This is a genomic window from Polaribacter gangjinensis (assembly GCF_038024125.1).
Lineage (GTDB): Bacteria > Bacteroidota > Bacteroidia > Flavobacteriales > Flavobacteriaceae > Polaribacter > Polaribacter gangjinensis.
In genome coordinates this window covers 1,257,300-1,275,215 of record NZ_CP150662.1, presented here as the reverse complement: position 1 = coordinate 1,275,215, position 17,916 = coordinate 1,257,300, and the positions used below count along the sequence as shown (strand labels likewise).

Sequence of the window (17,916 nt, the reverse complement as noted above, 5' to 3'; positions counted from 1 at the left end):
CTTTTGCAGTTTTTTAGTGAAAATGTTTTTAAAAAATTAATAAATAAAAAAAATGAAATCTAAAATTATATCAATTTTCATTCTAACTTTTTTAATATCAAATTGTAAAAAAGAAAATTTATCATTAGAAAATAATCTTAGAAATTTGATTTTTAATTTTAGTGAGAATACCTCTATTAGTTATAGTTTAGATTATAAAATGAAGTATTTTGATTATCCTGATACAATTAATACAAAATCAAGTGAAATTATAATAAGGGAAAAATCAGATTCACTTTTTGGGGGTTATATTTGGCATCATAGAAAAGATAGTACAACTGATTATATAAAATATTACGATTTAACATCTTTTTATATCATTGATAATAAAACAAAAAAAGTAACACGTTTTAATCCTAAAGAACCAATTCCCTATGGTTTTACTGGTAATTTTGATGGTGATTTATTAAATACTTATTTTCTTAAATATAATGGTCTTTATAAATTTATTGAAGATTCTATTTACAATGCTAAAATTTCTAAAAATAAAGAATCACTTTCATTAAAAGTTTTTCATCCTGATGAAGTTGATGTGAAGAATAAATGGAAAGAAATATATTTTGATGATACAAAAAATGCAATCAATAAAATAGTTTTTAGGGCAGAATTGGATAGTTTATATCAATATAATGAGTGGAATTTGAGCGCGATAAAATTTAATAATTACACTGCTAAAGATTTAGCAGATAAGTTTGTTTTATTAACTAAAAACTATGAGTTTACAGAATATCAATCACCTTCCAAAGAAGAGAATCTCCCATTATTAAAAGGACAAAAAGTAACGAATTTTAAAGGAGAATTTTTAAATAAAAATAATTTTGTACTTAGTGATTTTTATGATAACATAATTATTCTTGATTTTTGGTATAAAAACTGCCCACCATGTATAAAGTCAATTCCTCAATTAAATAACATTTACAAAAAATATAAATCTAAAAACATCAAATTATTTGGAATAAATGATGTTGATGTTGATTCGATTTCTAGAGAAAATTTGTTGCCCTTTATTAAAAATATGAAAATTATGTATCCAACTATTATAGTAAATCAGACAGTTTCAAATAATTTTAAAGTTAAAGGTTATCCAACATTTTACATAATCAATAAAAAAGGAGAAGTTCAATATTCTAAATTAGGTTATTCAGAATTTCTAGAAAAAGAAGTAGATAGTGTTTTAAAACAACTTTTAAAGTAAAAAAATGGAGCAAAACAAACAATTTCTTATAGATTTAGCAACTGCTAAAATGCCTTTTGGGAAATATAAAAATCAGTATTTGATTGATTTGCCTGAATTTTATATAGTTTGGTTTAAAAATCAAGGTTTTCCAAAAGGAAAACTGGGGAATCAGTTGGCATTGATTTATGAGCTAAAACTGAATGGTTTAGAGGATTTAGTGAAAGGAATTAGAAATAAAAACTAATCTTTTACCACAATTCCAAAAGTAATATGTGCAATTCCAAGAATAGAAATGGAAGCATACCAATAACTAGGAATTAAAAAACAAATGACAGCCAATAACGCGCAAATTCCTGTGATAATTTGTAGTTTTTTATTTGATTTTTGATTGATTAAAAATAAAATCAATCCATAAAAAAACATAAAAATGGGTGAAAGTAAATCAATAAAACCTTGACTCATTAAAAAGTAGAGAAGTAAAAAAAGTATTAAAAAACTTCCTAAATACCTCCATATATTATTTTTTGAAGCGGGATTCCAAAGTGATATTTCCATTTTTTTTGAACGTCTTTTAGCGCTAAAAAATAAAGCTAATGACGAAAATAAAAATAAAAAAATCAAAATTGAAATGATAGTGATTTCAATAATTTGTGCAGACATCATTCCCATTGGATTGTCATCAATCAAAAAACCATCTAACATATTTTTTATCAAATAGGAAGCTGCTAAAAAATAAATTCCTATTTGAATTGCTGTAAATCCTTTCAATGAAAATGGAGAAGAAAATTCCATTTGATTATGAATTAAACTGATTGATTGTTTTTCGAATTGCCACCAAATTCGATAATAATTGTTCTAAATTATTTAAATGCAACATATTAGCACCATCGCTTTTTGCATTTGCAGGATCAAAATGAGTTTCAATAAATAATCCGTCAACATTATTCACAATTCCAGCTCTGGCAATGGTTTCAATCATATCTGGTCTTCCACCTGTAACTCCAGTTGTTTGATTGGGTTGTTGTAAAGAATGTGTTACATCTAAAATTGTTGGCGCAAATTGTCTCATTTCAGGAATTCCACGAAAATCAACAATCATATCTTGATAACCAAACATAGTGCCTCTGTCTGTAATCCATGCTTTTTCATTTCCAGCATCTTTTACTTTTTGAACGGCATGTTTCATAGAAGCAGGACTCATAAATTGGCCTTTTTTCAAATTTACCACTTTTCCAGTTTTTGCAGCAGCAACCACTAAATCTGTTTGACGCACTAAAAACGCAGGAATTTGCAAAACATCTACATATTCTGCAGCTTTTTCAGCATCCGAAGTTTCGTGAATATCTGTAACAGTTGGCACATGAAAAGTTTCTGAAACTTTTCTCAAAATTTTTAAGGCCTTTTCATCGCCAATTCCTGAAAAACTATCAATTCTGCTTCTGTTTGCTTTTTTAAAACTGCCTTTAAAAATGTAAGGAATTTGTAATTTATCGGTAATTGCAACTACTTTTTCAGCAATTCTTAATGCCATTTCTTCGCCTTCAATAGCACAAGGTCCAGAAAGTAAAAAAAAGTTATTTGCGTTTGTATGTTTAATTTGTGGAATTTCTATTAAAATCATTTTGATGAAAATTTCTGTAAAAGTACAAAATTATATTTGCTATCTTTCAACTCTTAAAATTCAAAATTATGAAAAAATTAAACTTCCTTTTAGGATTCATTATCTTAATTTCCTCAATAGAAACAAGTGTTTTAGCGCAAACTAAAAATATCAACAAGACAAATAACACTTTTTTTATCGATTCAACTTTGGTAAAAAAGCATCTATACATGTTGGCTTCTGATAAAATGGAAGGAAGAAAAACAGGAACTCCAGGAATTGAAAAAGCAGCGCAATACATTGAAAATGAATTTTCTAATTTGGGTTTAAAAACATTTGATGGATTAGATTCTTACAGGCAAACCTTCACTTTTACCAACAGAAGAACCAAAGAAGAAATTACAAGTGCTAATATTATAGGTGTTTTAGAGGGGAAATCAAAAAAAGATGAATATGTGATAATTTCTGCTCATTATGACCATTTAGGAATCATTAAAAAAGACGGACAGTTAGATAGTATTTATAATGGTGCAAACGATGATGCATCAGGAGTTACTGCAGTTTTGGCTTTGGCAAAATATTTTAAAGAACAAAATTCCAATGAAAGAACCATTGTTTTTGTGGCTTTCACAGCAGAAGAAATGGGATTGATTGGGTCAACTCATTTCGGAAAAGGTATTGATGCAAGTAAATTCGTAGCCGGAATCAATTTAGAAATGATTGGAAAAACGCCAAGTTTTGGACCAAATACAGCTTGGTTAACTGGATTTGACCGTTCTGATTTTGGGAAAATCATACAGAAAAATTTAGTAGGTACAGGATACCAATTATTTCCTGATCCCTATGCTAAATTCAATTTATTTTTTAGATCTGATAACGCTTCTTTAGCAAGATTGGGCGTTCCATCACACACATTTTCAACGACACCAATTGATGTTGACAAAGAATATCACCAAGCTTCTGATGAAGCTGAAACTTTGAACATGACTGTAATTACACAAACAATTCAGGCAGTTGCAAAAGGTACTGAAAGTATAATCAAAGGAATTGATACACCATCAAGAGTAATTATTGAGGAAAAAAAGTAAGCTTATGAAATATCTTTTAATCGTTTTTGGATTTTTTTTGATGAGTTGTTCATCTGCAAAAGTGATTACAGATTTTGATGATAAAACTGATTTTGAAAAGTTCAAAACTTACGGATTTTATGAAAATGTTGGTAAAGATTTAAATGATTTGGATATTAAAAGGATACTTAAAATTATTGATACAACATTGCAACAAAAAGGATTGACATTTAGTGAAACACCCGACTTTTTTATTGATTTCAATATCGAAAAATCAGCTGAAGTTGCCAGAAATACAGTCGCTGTTGGATTCGGAAATGCAGGTCCTAATAGTATTTTTGGAGTTTCTGGAGGAATCCCAATTGGATCAAAGAAAATAAGAGAAGTTTTAACAATTGAATTTTTAACACCTATCAAAGAAGAACTTTTTTGGAAAGCATCTTTAGAAAGTACCGTAAAAGAAAAACGATTACCACAAGAAAAAGAGGTTTATTTTCAATTAATCGTTCCAAAAGTATTGAGTAAGTATCCACCAAAATAAAAAATCCTCAACAGCTGTTGAGGATTTTAGTCATTTTAGATTTTCAAAAATTGAAAACCTTCTATTTAAAATTGATATCTTACTGATAAAGCAATATCTGATTCCAATCCGTTTAAACCACCTGCTACACCAACTTCTGGACGATAGTCAATTGAAAGTAAAATTGGCGCTTTAAAGTTATATTCAATTCCAATAACACCAGCAGCGTATATTCCAGTACCTCCTGCAGAAACCAATCCTCCACCAACACCTGCATACCAATTAAATCTGTCTTCTAAATTCCAAACCCATTGATACAAACCTGTTGCTTTAAAGTTGGTAAACTCATTTGCCAACCCTAAATCAATTTCTAAACGATTGCTACTTCCTAAAGCTTTTTGATAAGAAATTTCACCTCCAACACCATTTCCTCCACCAAAACGTAGACCAATTGCATTTTCTGAAATTTCTTGAGCTGTCAAAGTCAATGAACAAGCTAGGATGAAACCTAAAGCAAAAATTATTTTTTTCATATGTTATTTGTTTTTTAGTTATACAAATGTATCAATTAAAATATATTTCGATGGTAAATGTTCTCTTTCTTTTTTGTTAAAATCATTTTTCAAGTTGTTATAACATTCTTTTAGTCTGTGAAAATTGATTTTTATTTCTTTAGATTTTCTGAAAATTCTTAAAGTTTTTTGAAAAGCTTTTTATCAAAAGCCATCATTCAGCCCCATTTATTGCCATCACTTTTGTAATTTTACGGATTAAAATTTTAGACATGAACATTCATTTTATTGCAATTGGTGGAAGTGCCATGCACAATTTGGCAATTGCTTTACATCAAAAAGGAGAAAAAGTTTCAGGAAGTGATGATACCATTCACGAACCTTCAAAATCAAGATTGGAAAAATATGGTTTGTTGCCTGAAAGTTTTGGTTGGTTTCCTGAAAAAATCAACAAGACTATTGATGTGGTTATTTTGGGAATGCATGCTAAAAAAGACAATCCAGAATTGGTAAAAGCGGAAGAGTTAGGGTTGAAAATTTATTCATATCCTGAGTTTTTATTCGAGCAATCTAAAAATAAAACTCGTGTGGTTATTGGAGGTTCACATGGAAAGACAACCATAACTTCTATGATTTTACATGTAATGAATTATCATGAAAAAGCTGTTGATTATATGGTTGGCGCACAATTAGAAGGTTTTGAAACGATGGTGCATCTTACAGAAGAAAACGAATTTATGGTCTTAGAAGGTGATGAATATTTGAGTTCGCCCATTGATAGACGCCCAAAATTTCACTTATACAAACCCAATATTGCGCTTTTGAGTGGTATTGCTTGGGATCATATCAACGTTTTTCCAACATTCGAAAACTACAAAGAACAATTTAAAATCTTCACTGATTCCATGATTAATGGTGGAAGTATGGTGTATAATATCGAGGATGAACATGTGAAAGATGTTGTGGAATCGTCTGAAAATCACATCAAAAAATATCCTTATAAAACGCCCAATCATTTTATAGAAAATGGAATTACTTATTTAGAAACCGCTGAAGGTGCTTTGCCCTTAGAAATTTTTGGCAATCACAACCTACAGAATTTAGCTGGTGCAAAATGGATTTGTCAACATATGGGAATTGACGAGGATGATTTTTATGAGGCGATTGCTAGTTTTAAAGGTGCAAGCAAACGTTTAGAAAAAATTGCAAGCAACAAAAACACTGTTATTTTTAAAGATTTTGCTCACAGTCCAAGTAAAGTAGCAGCAACTACAAAAGCGGTGAAAGAACAATTTAAAGATTGGACATTGTTAGCATGTTTAGAGCTGCATACCTATTCTAGTTTGAATGCCGAATTTTTAGCAGAATATCAAAGTGCTTTGGATTCAGCAGATAAAGCAGTTGTTTTTTATTCGCCAGATGCAGTTAAAATAAAACAATTAGAAGCCGTAACTCATGAGCAAATCGCGAATGCTTTTCAACGAGAAGATTTGATTATTTATACAAATCCTAAAGAATTTAGTGATTTTTTATTTGATCAAAATTTAGCAAAAACAGCTCTTTTATTGATGAGTTCTGGAAATTATGGTGGATTGGATTTTGAAAAATTGAAGGGATGCAATTAGAAGTATGATATTAAAAGTTAGATTTTCTTGAGCTATTTCACAAAACCCACAAAGTGATCTAAAAGTTTCACAAAGTTTTTTTATTAAGAATCTCTTTGTGTTTTTTGTGTCTTCTTTGAGGCTTTTGTGGAACAACTTTCAACCCTCAAACAATAGAAACAACAGAAACCTTTAAACCCTTGAAACCTCAAACAATTCACGAACTGCTGCAATCATTTTTTCATTTTCAGAGTATTTGATTTGAAAACATTCTAATTGTGCAAACCAATCCAGAAAAATAGCTGCATTTTCAGGTAAAGGCGACAACCAAGAATCAGGAATGAGTTGTTGAAAAGCGTCTAATTTCGAAATGGAATTTACTTGTAAATCTACTTCTTTTTCATATTTGATGAAAATCAATTTTTTACAAGGCAAATGCGTTGTAAAGTCAGCATTATTTGGAGGTAAATAACGCACAATTTTGTTCAAACGGATATAATCATATTCAATAGCATCTGCTAAACTTGGATACAAAGAATCCAATACTTGCAAACTATTTTTTTTGATGGAAATGGCTGCAGGAAAACTATACACTTCTTTATTTTCTGCTGCTATTGGCACAAAATCATCCGCCAAACAAGTAAATCCATTGGCTTGTAACAAGGCCAATGAAGTACTTTTCCCATTGCCAGAATCCCCCAAAAAAAGGATGCTTTGTTTGCCATCACTCACAGCAGAGGCATGAAAAACTCCCATCCATTTTGATTCTTCTTTTTGATGAATTTTTTGAATCAATTCCATCGAAAATTTTCCTTGAAAATAATGAACTTCTTCAGGATGCCAAGTGCCAATAAACGAATTATTTACGTATAAAATAATTTCATTATTATTGATAAACACTTCAAACAAATGATGATGTAAAGGCGCATCAGTAGTTACCAAATGTGCAAATTTAGGATGCACCAATTCACGTTCTTTTTTAGATAAAAACGAGACTTTACAGACAACATCATTGATCAAATAAGTTTCAGAAATTTCAAATTTCTTTGGCTTTTGTATTTTTGATGCTTCTTTTTCTAACGGAATGTGTTCAACCAATGTTTTGTTTAAAAACTGTTCTTCTAAATTTTCAATAAAGTCTTTAATTTCGGTAAAAGGAATGTCCATTTTACTAGAAATTTCCAATGCAATTTCATCAATAGAACTTCCAGAAATGCGCTGTTGTAATATGCTGGCAACCTCATTTTCAAAAACCACATATTCATTGCTAGCAGCAAACCAAACAATGGTTTTGTCTTCAATAGGCAACAAAAGGATTTTTTTGGGTGTAGTCATATAAAAATTTAGTCAATCCAAAAGTACTATTTTCAATGGTACTTTTTTAGATTTTTCTAAATTTTATTGAAAGATCTTACAATTATTCAAACATGATTTTTTTCTGAAGGATTCCCTTTTCAGAAACCAAATGCACTACATAAATTCCACTAGCTAATTTTGGCAATTGCATGTCTTTTACAGCAGTTGCATTGAAAGAAGTTTCAAACACTTGTTTTCCATGGATACTGTAAATTTTCACACTTGCTTTTCCTTCTGATAACCCAGCAATTCTCAGTGTTGATGCATCAATAGAATAGATACTTATGTTATTCAATGCAATTGTGTCTATACCTAAAACTCCAGATGATTTAGTGTGTAAATAAAAACGTCCAATACCATCTAAAGCATCAGTCAATGTTACTTTGTAAGTAGCATTAGCTTCGCTTAATAAAGTTACAGTGTTTGCAGTTTTATCTTCTAAATACACATTGATGCCATCAGGAATGTTCATAGATTCTACAGAGAAAGTAATTTCTTTTCCTGTAACAGCTTTTACACCCACAGGAACAACCATGTTTTCAAAATCGGAGTTTGGTAATGATTGTACTTGGTATTTTTTACCTTCGCTGTTTGCTACTAAATGTGTAAAAACATCCAAAGTATTTTCAATTCCACCAAAAGTTTCTCCATCATAACCATTGTCAAAACCAGTGGTTGCATTGTATAGATAATAGATTTTTGTAAATCTAGAATGTGTTCCATCAGTTATGTTTAGTTTGATTTCATTTTTGATGCTTTTTTGAAAAACATCACCTGTTTTTACTTGACGAAATTTTGCAAAATTCAAGTTGGCAGAAGTAGTTGCTTTTACAAAAAATCCCTTAGCAGGAGCTAAAACAATGGTTTCAATCAAATTTTTTACATCGTAATAACTCGTTTGTGAATTCCAAACCCAAATCTGATTTCCTGAGATATTTGCACTATTATCATTGATAAAAGTTTCATTATTTACATACGATGTAAAAGGATTTCCAATCAAATTAAATCCACTTCCGCTATTGTTAGGTGTAATTGTGATATTAGTGGTGTTGATGTTTCCTGTAAACGAAATAGTTCCTGCACCTTGTCCTGTTGCTCTTCTAACAGAATATCCTTTTCCAGTAATAAAGTTTGTGACTGCTCCAGTTTGCATGTAAGACCAAGTGTTGTTCAATGTTGTATAGGTTGCAATGGCATTGTTTTGACCATTAATTGCCAAATTATTGGCACTTACAAAGTCATTATCATAGGTTTCTCCTGAAACCGGACTTGAAACCAAATACCAATTTTCGCTCGGTAAGTTTCTTTGATAGGTTACATTTCCTGTTGAAATTCCGTTGACAATCAATGATCCACCTGAATTGATGGTTAAGCCTTCAGGTTCATCAATTATCAAATCATTTACTGTATTATTGGTGCTATTACTGATAATTGGCGCATTCAAAACATCTGGAATGATTGCATTTACAATGGCAGTTGGCACACCTGCTGTCCAATTAGTTGGATTTTCCCATTCATTGCTAACACTTCCGTTCCAAGTGGAATTAATAACAGGTTCGCTTTCTGCAACATAGATGAAAAATCGTCCAAAACTATCTATTGCTTGATTTGTAGTAAAGGTATAATGGGTATTTTGTTCGTCAATTCGTGTAATGGTATTTGTCAGTTTGTCTTCGAAATAAACTTTCAATCCAACAGGGAAATAAAAAAGTTCGGATGTCACCACCAACTGTTTTCCGGATATCGATCTAATATTTATGGGAATTATCATCGCTGATATTTCATCCAATGGCAATGATTGTACTTGAAATTTTCTTCCGTCATTTCCTGAAAGCAGATGTGTAAAAATATCGAATGAGCTTGTAATGCCGCCAAAAGTTTCGCCATCATAACCATTGTCAAAACCTTTGGTAGCGTTTTCTGACAAATAATAGACTCTACAAAGCCTTGTTGTGCTACCATCACTTAGATTTACTTTTAATTGAGTGAAATTATTAATTTCAAAAGGCTTTTCGATTTTTGAATTCGCAATCAATAAAAAGTGGCAAAATACCAACAAAAGAAGGGTTACTAATAAGTGCTTTTTCATTTTTCAATTTTTGCCAAAAAATACTCAAAAATGCTCAATAGAATATGTGTCTTTATAACTATTTTTTTAAAAATAAATGATACAAAAAACGCCTCACTGAAAAATGAGGCGTTTGTAAAAATAACTTTATGTTAAAATTAAAAACCAGTTCCTGGTGCAGCTGGGCTTTGCGCTTGTGCTTGTTTTGGACTCAAAATTAAATAAGTTCCAATAGCAGTTAAAGCTGCATATTTGCTATAAGTTCCTATTCTTTTGATAGCTTCTTTTCTTGTAATTTCTGTTGAGTTTGTATCTTGATTTTTCATGGTTGTGTCTTTATTTAGTTGATTGGAAAATTACTCTAACGTTATTTTTTTGTTCAACGTTCCTTTTTCAGTAGCCAATTGCACTACATAAATTCCACTAGCTAATTTTGGCAATTGCATGTCTTTTACAGCAGTTGCATTGAAAGAAGTTTCAAACACTTGTTTTCCAAGGATGCTATAAATTTTCACACTTGCTTTACCTTCTGATAACCCAGCAATTCTTAATGTTGATGCATCAACTGAATAGATACTTACGTTGTTTAAAACAATATTCTCAATGCCTAAAACACTAGAAGATTTGGTGTGTAAATAAAAACGTCCAATACCATCTAAAGCATCAGTCAATGTTACTTTGTAAGTAGCATTAGCTTCGCTCAATAAAGTTACAGTATTTGCAATTTTATCTTCTAAATACACATTGATGCCGTCAGGAATGTTCATAGCCTCTAAAGAGAAAGTAATTTCTTTTCCAGCAGCAGCTTTTACACCCACAGGAATTACCATATTCTCAAAATCTGAGTTTGGTAAGGATTGTACTTGGTATTTTTTACCTTCGCTGTTTGCTACTAAATGTGTAAACACATCTAACGAATTTGTAACTCCACCAAAAGTTTCTCCATCATACCCATTGTCAAAACCAGTAGTTGCATTGGCTAAATAATAGATTTTTGCAAATCTGTTATTTGAACCATCATTCATATTTAGAGAGATTTCTGTTTTTGAAGTTTTTTGGAAAGCGTCTCCTGTAGAGGTTTGGTAGGATTCTGCAATCGTTAAATTGGTTGCTTTGTTTGCTCTTACAAAAAAACCTTGAGTAGGAGCTAAGACAATAGTTGTTGATAGGTTTCTTACATCATAATTATTGGTTGTTTGATTCCAAACCCAGATATCCTTAGTAGTTAAATCATTTGAATTATCATTTAAAAAATCGACAGTATTTAAGTACGATGTAAAAGGATTTCCAATCAAGTTATAATTATAAGTACCACCCAAAACTACTCCAACAGAAACATTTGTTGTGTTGATGGTACCAGTAAAAGATATATTTCCAGCGGCACTTAATTTTGCAGAATATCCCTGACCAGTAACCAAGGCATCTGCTGAACTTGTACTAAAATAGTTCCATTTAGTAGTTGCTTGAGAATCATCATAAGTGGCAAAACCAATTTTAGTATTATCATTTGGACTAACTAAAAATGAATTATTAGTTCTCATGGAAATCATATTTTCTCCCACAATTGGACTTGAAACCAAGTACCAGCCTTCTGCTAGTGCAACCTTAAAGTCAAGGGTTCTTTTATAAGTTACAATTCCATTTAAATCTCCTGATGAGGTTACTAAAGTAGCATCATTATTAATTGTAGTGATTCCTTTATTTACAATTGCTCCATTTATAACCAAACTTGCTCCAGTTTGTAAAGTAATATTTCCAGTATTGAATGAACCTGTAATTATTGGGTCATTTGTTACATTAGTGATGAAAACATTTGAGTCTGAAGTTGGAATTCCATTATCCCAATTTCCGGCTTCATTCCAATCTGTAGATATATTTCCTGTCCAGTTAGTAGTGTTTATAGTAAAGGCTTCTTGGGAGAAGGGTAGAACTGTTTGTCCATTACTTGTTTGAGAAACCCATTTTGTTTTATCGATTATTTCAGGTAAATACAAATTATAGGATAATTTATCGGATCTAGAACTATTGAAAAACCCAGCATTAGGACTTGAAGTTATGTTAAATTCTAAAAAATTAGCACCAGCAGTAAGACCTGTTCCATCTAACTCATTCACTGATAAAGTGGAATTTTTTAGACCTGTTAAAAAAGTTGTTGGTGTATCTTCATTACTACCCAAGTAAGCCAAAAGAGTATCTCCTGCCTCGGATAGGTTAAAACCTGAGTCAGGTTCAGTTATACTTCCAATACTTACTGTTCTTGTCTCATCTACAGTAACACTCGAAAAAACAACGATTGTTCCAACTTTGATAGTTTCATTACCAGATGACCACTCTAAAGTTCCTTCAGTGCTATTTGGAAATGAAGTCCCACTCCAATTATTATCGGTAAAATAAATTGTAGTATTCGGACTGATATCTACCAATACAACAATTGAGAAATCGTCTTTGTCATCAAAGTTAAATGCAGTGAAAGCAATATCACCAGTATTTTGAGCCTTCAATCCATAGGACAGTGTTAGCGTTAACAAAAACGCAATAGCAATTTGTAAAAAGTTTTCTTTTTTCATTATTTTTTGTTTTTAAGTTGACTTGAAATCTAAAAACAAAAAAGTTTAAATGATAGGGGAAAAACCCTGTTTTTTTTAAGGAAAAATCCTGTATGCCAAACAGTATAAAAATAATAATCCTAAAAAAAGGAACCTTTAATATATGATATTCCTAAAATAACTGTGTTTTTTTCTTTAAATAATAAAAAGAAGAAATTAGTTTTTACTCCAAAAGAAAGGTGTAAATAAAATCAAAACTGTAAAAAGTTCTAAACGCCCAATGAGCATTAAAAATGAGCAAAACAGTTTGGCAGCATCCGTTAAATGGTTAAAGTTAGCTACTGGGTTTACTGAGCCAACAGCAGGGCCAATATTGCCTAATGAAGAAGCTGCTGCACCTAAGGCTGAGAAAAAGTCCATCCCAAAAAGCGTTAGTATCACTGATGCCAAAATAAATATCAACATGTAAATGATAAAAAACGACAAAATGTTGAATACAATTTGGTGCTGTACCGATTTTCCGTCATAACGCACAGGGATAATCGCACTGGGGTGCAAGGCTTTTTTAAACTCTAAAAAGCTATTTTTTAGCATGATGATGTGGCGAACAATTTTTACGCCTCCACTAGTAGAGCCTGCTGAGCCGCCTGTAAAAAACAAGGCAAAGAAAATTCCAGTGGCAAATAAATTCCAAGTTGTGTAATCAGCAGACACAAAACCTGTGGTGGTTACTACGGATGTTACCATGAATAACGAATGCCTGATGGCATATTCCAAATCGCCCCAAACTTTGGGATGTACAATAGATGATGACAAAGTAGGGTCTTGAAAGTGGTGTACTATTACAGTAACAATTGCGGATACCCCAATAATACCAAACAAATAATATTTAAATTCCTCACTTTGAAAAACTTTCTGAATTTTTCCTTTCAATGCGAAATAGGTCAATACAAAATTGGTACCTGCCACCATCATAAAAAAGATGATGATGTATTGCACCAAAGGCAAGTGATTGTAAAAAGCCACACTGCTGTTTTTGGTTGAAAATCCTCCTGTACTAACGGTTGCCATGGCATGATTGATGGAGTCAAACCAAGTCATTCCTGCTGCTTTTAACATGAAGAATTCAGCGAAAGTAAGCGTCACATAAATCAAGTATAAACGTTTGGCAGTATCAGTAATTCGTGGATGCAATTTATCTGCTGATGGTCCAGGAGCTTCCGCCATAAAAAGCTGCATTCCCCCAATGCCTAACAAAGGTAAAATAGCGATGGTGAGCACGATAATTCCCATGCCACCAATCCAATGTGTTGCAGAGCGCCAAAACAAAATGCCTTTAGGCATGGTCTCAATATCGGTTAAAATAGAAGATCCTGTGGTTGAATATCCAGAAATGGTTTCAAAAATAGCATTGATAACATTGGGGATACTGCCTGATAATAAGTATGGCAACATCCCTGTAAACGTTAGGGTTAACCAACCTAAAGTTACGATGAGATAACCCTCTTTTTTTTGAATATTGGTGTTGTTGGGTTTGTTAAAGTAGTATAACAATGCTCCAATAAGTATAGTTATGATACCTGCATTTAAAATTCCCCAAGCGGCTTTTTCGTCATTAAAAAAACTGAATGGAAAAGAAATGAACATGAAAAATCCGTTTAAAATAGCAGTAATGCCCAAAAAACGATAAATGATTTTTACGTTGAGCGATGCCATTTTTATTTGAATAAGTTTTCTACAGTTTCAATGGCTTCAGGCAAACTGAATACAATTACTTTATCGCCTGCAAGAATTTGCATGTTTCCAGAACACATCATGGCTTTACCATTTCTAATGATGCCTCCAAAAACAGCTTCGCGAGGAATTCGCAATTCTCTGATTGGTTTTTTAGTGACTTTGGCATCTTCACGAACTTCAAATTCAAAAACTTCAGCATCAATATTGTGCAAGTTTGCCATTTCTAAAATTTCACCTTTGCGAATGTGTTTGAAAATATTACTTGCAGCAATTAGTTTTTTATTAATCAACGATTGGATACCTATGGTTTGAGAAATATCGATATAATCCATGTTTTCAACCAAAGCAATGGTCTTTTTCACGCCTTTTGATTTTGCGACCAAACACGACATGATGTTGGTTTCAGAATTTCCAGTAACTGCAATGAAAGCATCCGTTTCGCGAATGTTTTCTTCTTCTAGCAATTCTAAATTTCTACCATCACCATTGATCACTAAGGTGTCACACAATTCTTCGGCAAGCGCCTCTGCTTTTTCTTTATTTTTTTCAATGAGTTTTACATTGAATTTTTCTTTTCCTAAGTTTCTAGCTGTTTTTTCGCCAATACTACTGCCACCTAAAATCATTACATTTTTAATATGAAATTGTTCTTTTCCAATGATTGGATACAAATCTTTCATACTGTAATTGGGCACTGAAAAATACACTTGGTCATTCATTTCAAAAGTAGTATCTCCTCTTGGAATGATGGTTTGAGATACGTTTTCTCTTTTGATAGCTATGGCAGTATAATCGATATTCGGAAATGTTTGTCTAGCTTCTTTTACGGTTAAATCAATCAAAGGAGATTTATAGGTTAATGTAGCACCCAACACATTAAAAACACCACTTTCAAAAGCCACAGTATCATTGAATGATGCTTGATTTAGCAACATTTTAATTTCATTGGCAGCCAATTCTTGTGGAGAAATCATAAAATCTACACCCAGTTTTTTAAAATCTACCTCACAGCCATTTAAAAACTCAGGATTGTCAATTCTGGCAATTGTTTTTTTGGCGCCCAATGATTTTCCAATAACGGAAATGGTAAAATTGGTATTTTGACTTTCGGTAACTGCAATTAATAAATCAGCAGAATGTACGCCAATTTCTTTCAATAATTTGATAGAAGTTGCATCGCCTTTTTTAGTGATAACATCTAAATGATTGTTGATGTAGTTTAAACGCTCACCATCAAAATCTATAATATACGTGTCTTGAGACTCGTAAGAAAGCAGTTTCGCTAAGTGAAAACCAACGTCTCCAGCACCTGCAATGATAATTTTCATTTTTTCAATGATCTAAGAAAACGTTGCAAAGATAGAAAGATTTATGAACTAAGAATTGACAATTATGGATTGATTTTTTTTGAGCTTGATATTGTCTTTTTTTTAAACTAACAAATATTTTAAACGCAAAGGACATAAAGGTTTTTCGCAAAGGGTACAGAGTTTTTTAAAAGTTTCTTTTTGATTTTTATGAATATTCATAAAATTTGGCTTTGCTAATTTGTGTTTACATAAAATAATCTCTTACTTTTAGAGAAAAAAATTACATGGAAAAGTTATCAATAAAATCATGGGCTTTGGATGACAGACCTCGTGAAAAATTAGTCGCCAAAGGAAAAACAGTTCTGTCTGATGCTGAATTGATGGCAATTTTAATTGGCTCTGGAAACAGGCAAGAATCAGCAGTGGCTTTATCACAAAGAATGTTGCAATCTGTAGCAGGAAACATCAATGAACTTGCCAAATTATCGATTGAAAAGTTGATGACTTTTAAAGGAATTGGAGAAGCAAAAGCCGTAAATATTGTTGCAGCTTTAGAATTAGGTAAAAGAAGACAGTTAGAAAACTTGCTCGAAAAACCAAAAATAGGAGGAAGCAATGACGTTTTTAAACTGATGCAACCCATTATTGGGGATTTATCACATGAAGAATTTTGGGTACTTTTTTTGAATAATTCCAACAAAGTTTTGGCAAAACATCAGGTCAGTAAAGGAGGTATGACAGCAACAGTTGTAGATATCAGATTGCTTTTTAAACAAGCATTAGAGCTTTTTTCAGTGGCCATTATTGTGTGTCACAATCATCCTTCAGGAAAATTAAAACCTAGTGATGCTGATATTCAGCTAACACAAAAAATTAAAAATGCAGGAAATACTCTGGATATAAAATTGCTAGATCATTTGATAATTACCGAAAAAGCGTATTTTAGCTTTGCAGATGAAGGCATTTTGTAATGATTTACTGAATATATGAAATAATGAGAAAATGTAGCAATTTGTGTATGATTATACTAATAATTAAACACTCAAAACTAAACACTTAAAATTCAATACTCATTTTGATTTTAATTTATACCCATAAAATTACTCCTAGAGTTCGTTATATTTTCAGACATATATTGTCTAGAATATTATTGATTCCTGTAAGTTTTACATCAAAAATTGAGGATTTTGTTGCGCATGATGGTCCTAAAATTTCATATACCAAAATGCCTTTGGGAAATGAATTTTTTATCAAAAGCAATGAGTTACTTTTTGAGCAAGGTGTAAATGATTTGGAAATTAGCATGCAAAAGTGGGATGACATTCCTTGTTTTTTTGCAACCAATGCAAGGTCTGCAATTCCGTTTGACATTTTTGCCGCAAGTTTTTATTTGATTACTCGTTATGAAGAATATTTACCGCACGTAAAAGACCATCATGGACGCTATATTGCTACGCAAAGTTTGGCTTTTAAATACCGATTTTTAGAAAAACCTGTGGTAGATATTTGGGCTTTTAAACTCTTGAAAATTTTACAAGAAAAGTTTCCAAATTATACCTTCAAAAAAAGGACTTATAAATTTATCTCAACAATTGATGTTGACAATGCATTTGCCTACAAACACAAAAATTTGATTAGAACTTTTGGCGGATTTTTCAAAGATCTCATTCAATTGAAATTAGGAGAAGTTTGGTCGCGTTTGATTGTTTTGCTCAACTTTAAAAATGATCCATTTGATACTTTTCAAAAGTTATTGCGACTAAAAAAAGATTTAAAAGTTCCTACAATTTTCTTTTTTTTAATTGGCAATTACACTTCATTTGATACCAATGTTTCTGCGTCAAAGAAAAAGTTTCGATTGCTCATCAAAGACATTGTAGATTATGCGCCTGTAGGCTTGCATCCATCGTATTTTTCTTCACAAGATGCATCCATTATTAAAAAAGAAAAAGAGCGGTTAGAGAATATTACAAACATGCCTGTGGTAAGATCAAGACAGCATTATTTGCGATTTAATTTGCCAGAAACGTATCAAATTTTGATTGATTTAGAAATTCAAGAAGATTATTCAATGGGCTATGCAAGTCATATTGGTTTTCGAGCAAGTACGTGTACGCCATTTTATTTTTATGATTTGGATTTTGAAATTCAAACCCCTTTAAAAATATTTCCTTTTGCCTTGATGGATACTACGTTGAATGATTATATGAAGCTAACACCAAAGCAATCTTTAGGTAAAATAAAAGAGTTGAAAGATGAAGTAAAAGCCGTAAATGGTACTTTTATTACTTTATTTCACAACGAAAGTTTGAGCGATTATTTGCGATGGAAAGGTTGGAAACGATTGTATGAATCTATGATAAAAATCGCTACTTCATAA

At 31.6% G+C, this 17,916-nt stretch carries 16 protein-coding genes; 7 read left to right on the top strand and 9 right to left on the bottom strand.

What is annotated here, in order from left to right:
- Positions 1-52 precede the first annotated feature (52 nt).
- Together WHA43_RS05720 and WHA43_RS05715 are read left to right on the top strand one after the other, a co-directional pair.
- Positions 53-1,234, top strand: a complete 1,182-nt coding sequence (locus WHA43_RS05720) for a TlpA family protein disulfide reductase (protein WP_105046144.1) — start codon at positions 53-55, stop codon at positions 1,232-1,234.
- Between the two features lie 4 nt (positions 1,235-1,238).
- Positions 1,239-1,460 (top strand): DUF3820 family protein, encoded by a 222-nt coding sequence (locus WHA43_RS05715; RefSeq protein WP_105046143.1) that lies wholly within the window; start codon positions 1,239-1,241, stop codon positions 1,458-1,460.
- Here the strand turns inward: WHA43_RS05715 and WHA43_RS05710 are convergent.
- Both WHA43_RS05710 and kdsA read right to left on the bottom strand, forming a co-directional pair.
- Positions 1,457-2,008, bottom strand: a complete 552-nt coding sequence (locus tag WHA43_RS05710; RefSeq protein WP_105046142.1) for a hypothetical protein — start codon at positions 2,006-2,008, stop codon at positions 1,457-1,459. The two genes, WHA43_RS05715 and WHA43_RS05710, sit on opposite strands and share 4 nt — an antisense overlap.
- 4 nt (positions 2,009-2,012) lie before the next feature.
- A complete protein-coding gene (gene kdsA, locus WHA43_RS05705) occupies positions 2,013-2,837 on the bottom strand; it encodes a 3-deoxy-8-phosphooctulonate synthase (protein ID WP_105046141.1) in 825 nt (274 codons plus the stop codon).
- A 68-nt stretch (positions 2,838-2,905) separates the two neighbouring features.
- On the opposite strand from kdsA, the gene WHA43_RS05700 reads away from it, so the two are divergent.
- A complete protein-coding gene (locus WHA43_RS05700) occupies positions 2,906-3,904 on the top strand; it encodes a M20/M25/M40 family metallo-hydrolase (RefSeq protein WP_105046140.1) in 999 nt (332 codons plus the stop codon).
- Between the two features lie 4 nt (positions 3,905-3,908).
- The gene (locus WHA43_RS05695) at positions 3,909-4,424 is read left to right on the top strand and encodes a DUF4136 domain-containing protein (RefSeq protein WP_105046139.1); all 516 of its coding nucleotides are present in this window, start codon (positions 3,909-3,911) and stop codon (positions 4,422-4,424) included.
- Between the two features lie 65 nt (positions 4,425-4,489).
- Here WHA43_RS05695 and WHA43_RS05690 read toward each other — a convergent pair whose 3' ends face one another.
- On the bottom strand, positions 4,490-4,936 hold the full coding sequence (locus tag WHA43_RS05690) for a hypothetical protein (RefSeq protein WP_105046138.1): 447 nt from the start codon (positions 4,934-4,936) through the stop codon (positions 4,490-4,492).
- A 251-nt stretch (positions 4,937-5,187) separates the two neighbouring features.
- Here WHA43_RS05690 and WHA43_RS05685 point away from each other — a divergent pair, with 251 nt between their 5' ends.
- Complete coding sequence (locus WHA43_RS05685) at positions 5,188-6,540, top strand: UDP-N-acetylmuramate--L-alanine ligase (protein ID WP_105046137.1); 1,353 nt, start codon at positions 5,188-5,190, stop codon at positions 6,538-6,540.
- A 171-nt stretch (positions 6,541-6,711) separates the two neighbouring features.
- Here WHA43_RS05685 and WHA43_RS05680 read toward each other — a convergent pair whose 3' ends face one another.
- The 6 genes from WHA43_RS05680 to trkA all read right to left on the bottom strand — a co-directional run bounded on the left by WHA43_RS05680 (position 6,712) and on the right by trkA (position 15,554).
- On the bottom strand, positions 6,712-7,854 hold the full coding sequence (locus WHA43_RS05680; RefSeq protein WP_105046136.1) for a hypothetical protein: 1,143 nt from the start codon (positions 7,852-7,854) through the stop codon (positions 6,712-6,714).
- An 82-nt stretch (positions 7,855-7,936) separates the two neighbouring features.
- Positions 7,937-9,964 (bottom strand): T9SS type A sorting domain-containing protein, encoded by a 2,028-nt coding sequence (locus WHA43_RS05675; protein ID WP_105046135.1) that lies wholly within the window; start codon positions 9,962-9,964, stop codon positions 7,937-7,939.
- A 137-nt stretch (positions 9,965-10,101) separates the two neighbouring features.
- A complete protein-coding gene (locus WHA43_RS05670) occupies positions 10,102-10,269 on the bottom strand; it encodes a hypothetical protein (RefSeq protein WP_170039520.1) in 168 nt (55 codons plus the stop codon).
- A 30-nt stretch (positions 10,270-10,299) separates the two neighbouring features.
- Complete coding sequence (locus tag WHA43_RS05665; protein WP_105046134.1) at positions 10,300-12,510, bottom strand: T9SS type A sorting domain-containing protein; 2,211 nt, start codon at positions 12,508-12,510, stop codon at positions 10,300-10,302.
- Positions 12,511-12,705: 195 nt separating this feature from the next.
- A complete protein-coding gene (locus tag WHA43_RS05660; RefSeq protein WP_105046133.1) occupies positions 12,706-14,205 on the bottom strand; it encodes a TrkH family potassium uptake protein in 1,500 nt (499 codons plus the stop codon).
- Positions 14,206-14,207: 2 nt separating this feature from the next.
- Positions 14,208-15,554 (bottom strand): Trk system potassium transporter TrkA, encoded by a 1,347-nt coding sequence (gene trkA, locus WHA43_RS05655; RefSeq protein ID WP_105046132.1) that lies wholly within the window; start codon positions 15,552-15,554, stop codon positions 14,208-14,210.
- 266 nt (positions 15,555-15,820) lie between these two features.
- On the opposite strand from trkA, the gene radC reads away from it, so the two are divergent.
- Both radC and WHA43_RS05645 read left to right on the top strand, forming a co-directional pair.
- Positions 15,821-16,507, top strand: a complete 687-nt coding sequence (radC, locus tag WHA43_RS05650) for a RadC family protein (RefSeq protein ID WP_105046131.1) — start codon at positions 15,821-15,823, stop codon at positions 16,505-16,507.
- A gap of 104 nt (positions 16,508-16,611) precedes the next feature.
- Entirely contained in the window at positions 16,612-17,916 is a 1,305-nt protein-coding gene (locus tag WHA43_RS05645; RefSeq protein WP_105046130.1) for a polysaccharide deacetylase family protein, read from the top strand.

Coding starts and splice junctions, on each gene's coding strand:
- trkA (WP_105046132.1), bottom strand. CDS start 15,554: ATGAAAATTATCATTGCAGGTGCTGGAGACGTTGGTTTTCACTTAGCG.
- WHA43_RS05670 (WP_170039520.1), bottom strand. CDS start 10,269: ATGAAAAATCAAGATACAAACTCAACAGAAATTACAAGAAAAGAAGCT.
- WHA43_RS05715 (WP_105046143.1), top strand. CDS start 1,239: ATGGAGCAAAACAAACAATTTCTTATAGATTTAGCAACTGCTAAAATG.
- kdsA (WP_105046141.1), bottom strand. CDS start 2,837: ATGATTTTAATAGAAATTCCACAAATTAAACATACAAACGCAAATAAC.
- radC (WP_105046131.1), top strand. CDS start 15,821: ATGGAAAAGTTATCAATAAAATCATGGGCTTTGGATGACAGACCTCGT.
- WHA43_RS05665 (WP_105046134.1), bottom strand. CDS start 12,510: ATGAAAAAAGAAAACTTTTTACAAATTGCTATTGCGTTTTTGTTAACG.
- WHA43_RS05675 (WP_105046135.1), bottom strand. CDS start 9,964: ATGAAAAAGCACTTATTAGTAACCCTTCTTTTGTTGGTATTTTGCCAC.
- WHA43_RS05700 (WP_105046140.1), top strand. CDS start 2,906: ATGAAAAAATTAAACTTCCTTTTAGGATTCATTATCTTAATTTCCTCA.
- WHA43_RS05710 (WP_105046142.1), bottom strand. CDS start 2,008: ATGGAATTTTCTTCTCCATTTTCATTGAAAGGATTTACAGCAATTCAA.
- WHA43_RS05660 (WP_105046133.1), bottom strand. CDS start 14,205: ATGGCATCGCTCAACGTAAAAATCATTTATCGTTTTTTGGGCATTACT.
- WHA43_RS05690 (WP_105046138.1), bottom strand. CDS start 4,936: ATGAAAAAAATAATTTTTGCTTTAGGTTTCATCCTAGCTTGTTCATTG.
- WHA43_RS05685 (WP_105046137.1), top strand. CDS start 5,188: ATGAACATTCATTTTATTGCAATTGGTGGAAGTGCCATGCACAATTTG.
- WHA43_RS05720 (WP_105046144.1), top strand. CDS start 53: ATGAAATCTAAAATTATATCAATTTTCATTCTAACTTTTTTAATATCA.
- WHA43_RS05680 (WP_105046136.1), bottom strand. CDS start 7,854: ATGACTACACCCAAAAAAATCCTTTTGTTGCCTATTGAAGACAAAACC.
- WHA43_RS05695 (WP_105046139.1), top strand. CDS start 3,909: ATGAAATATCTTTTAATCGTTTTTGGATTTTTTTTGATGAGTTGTTCA.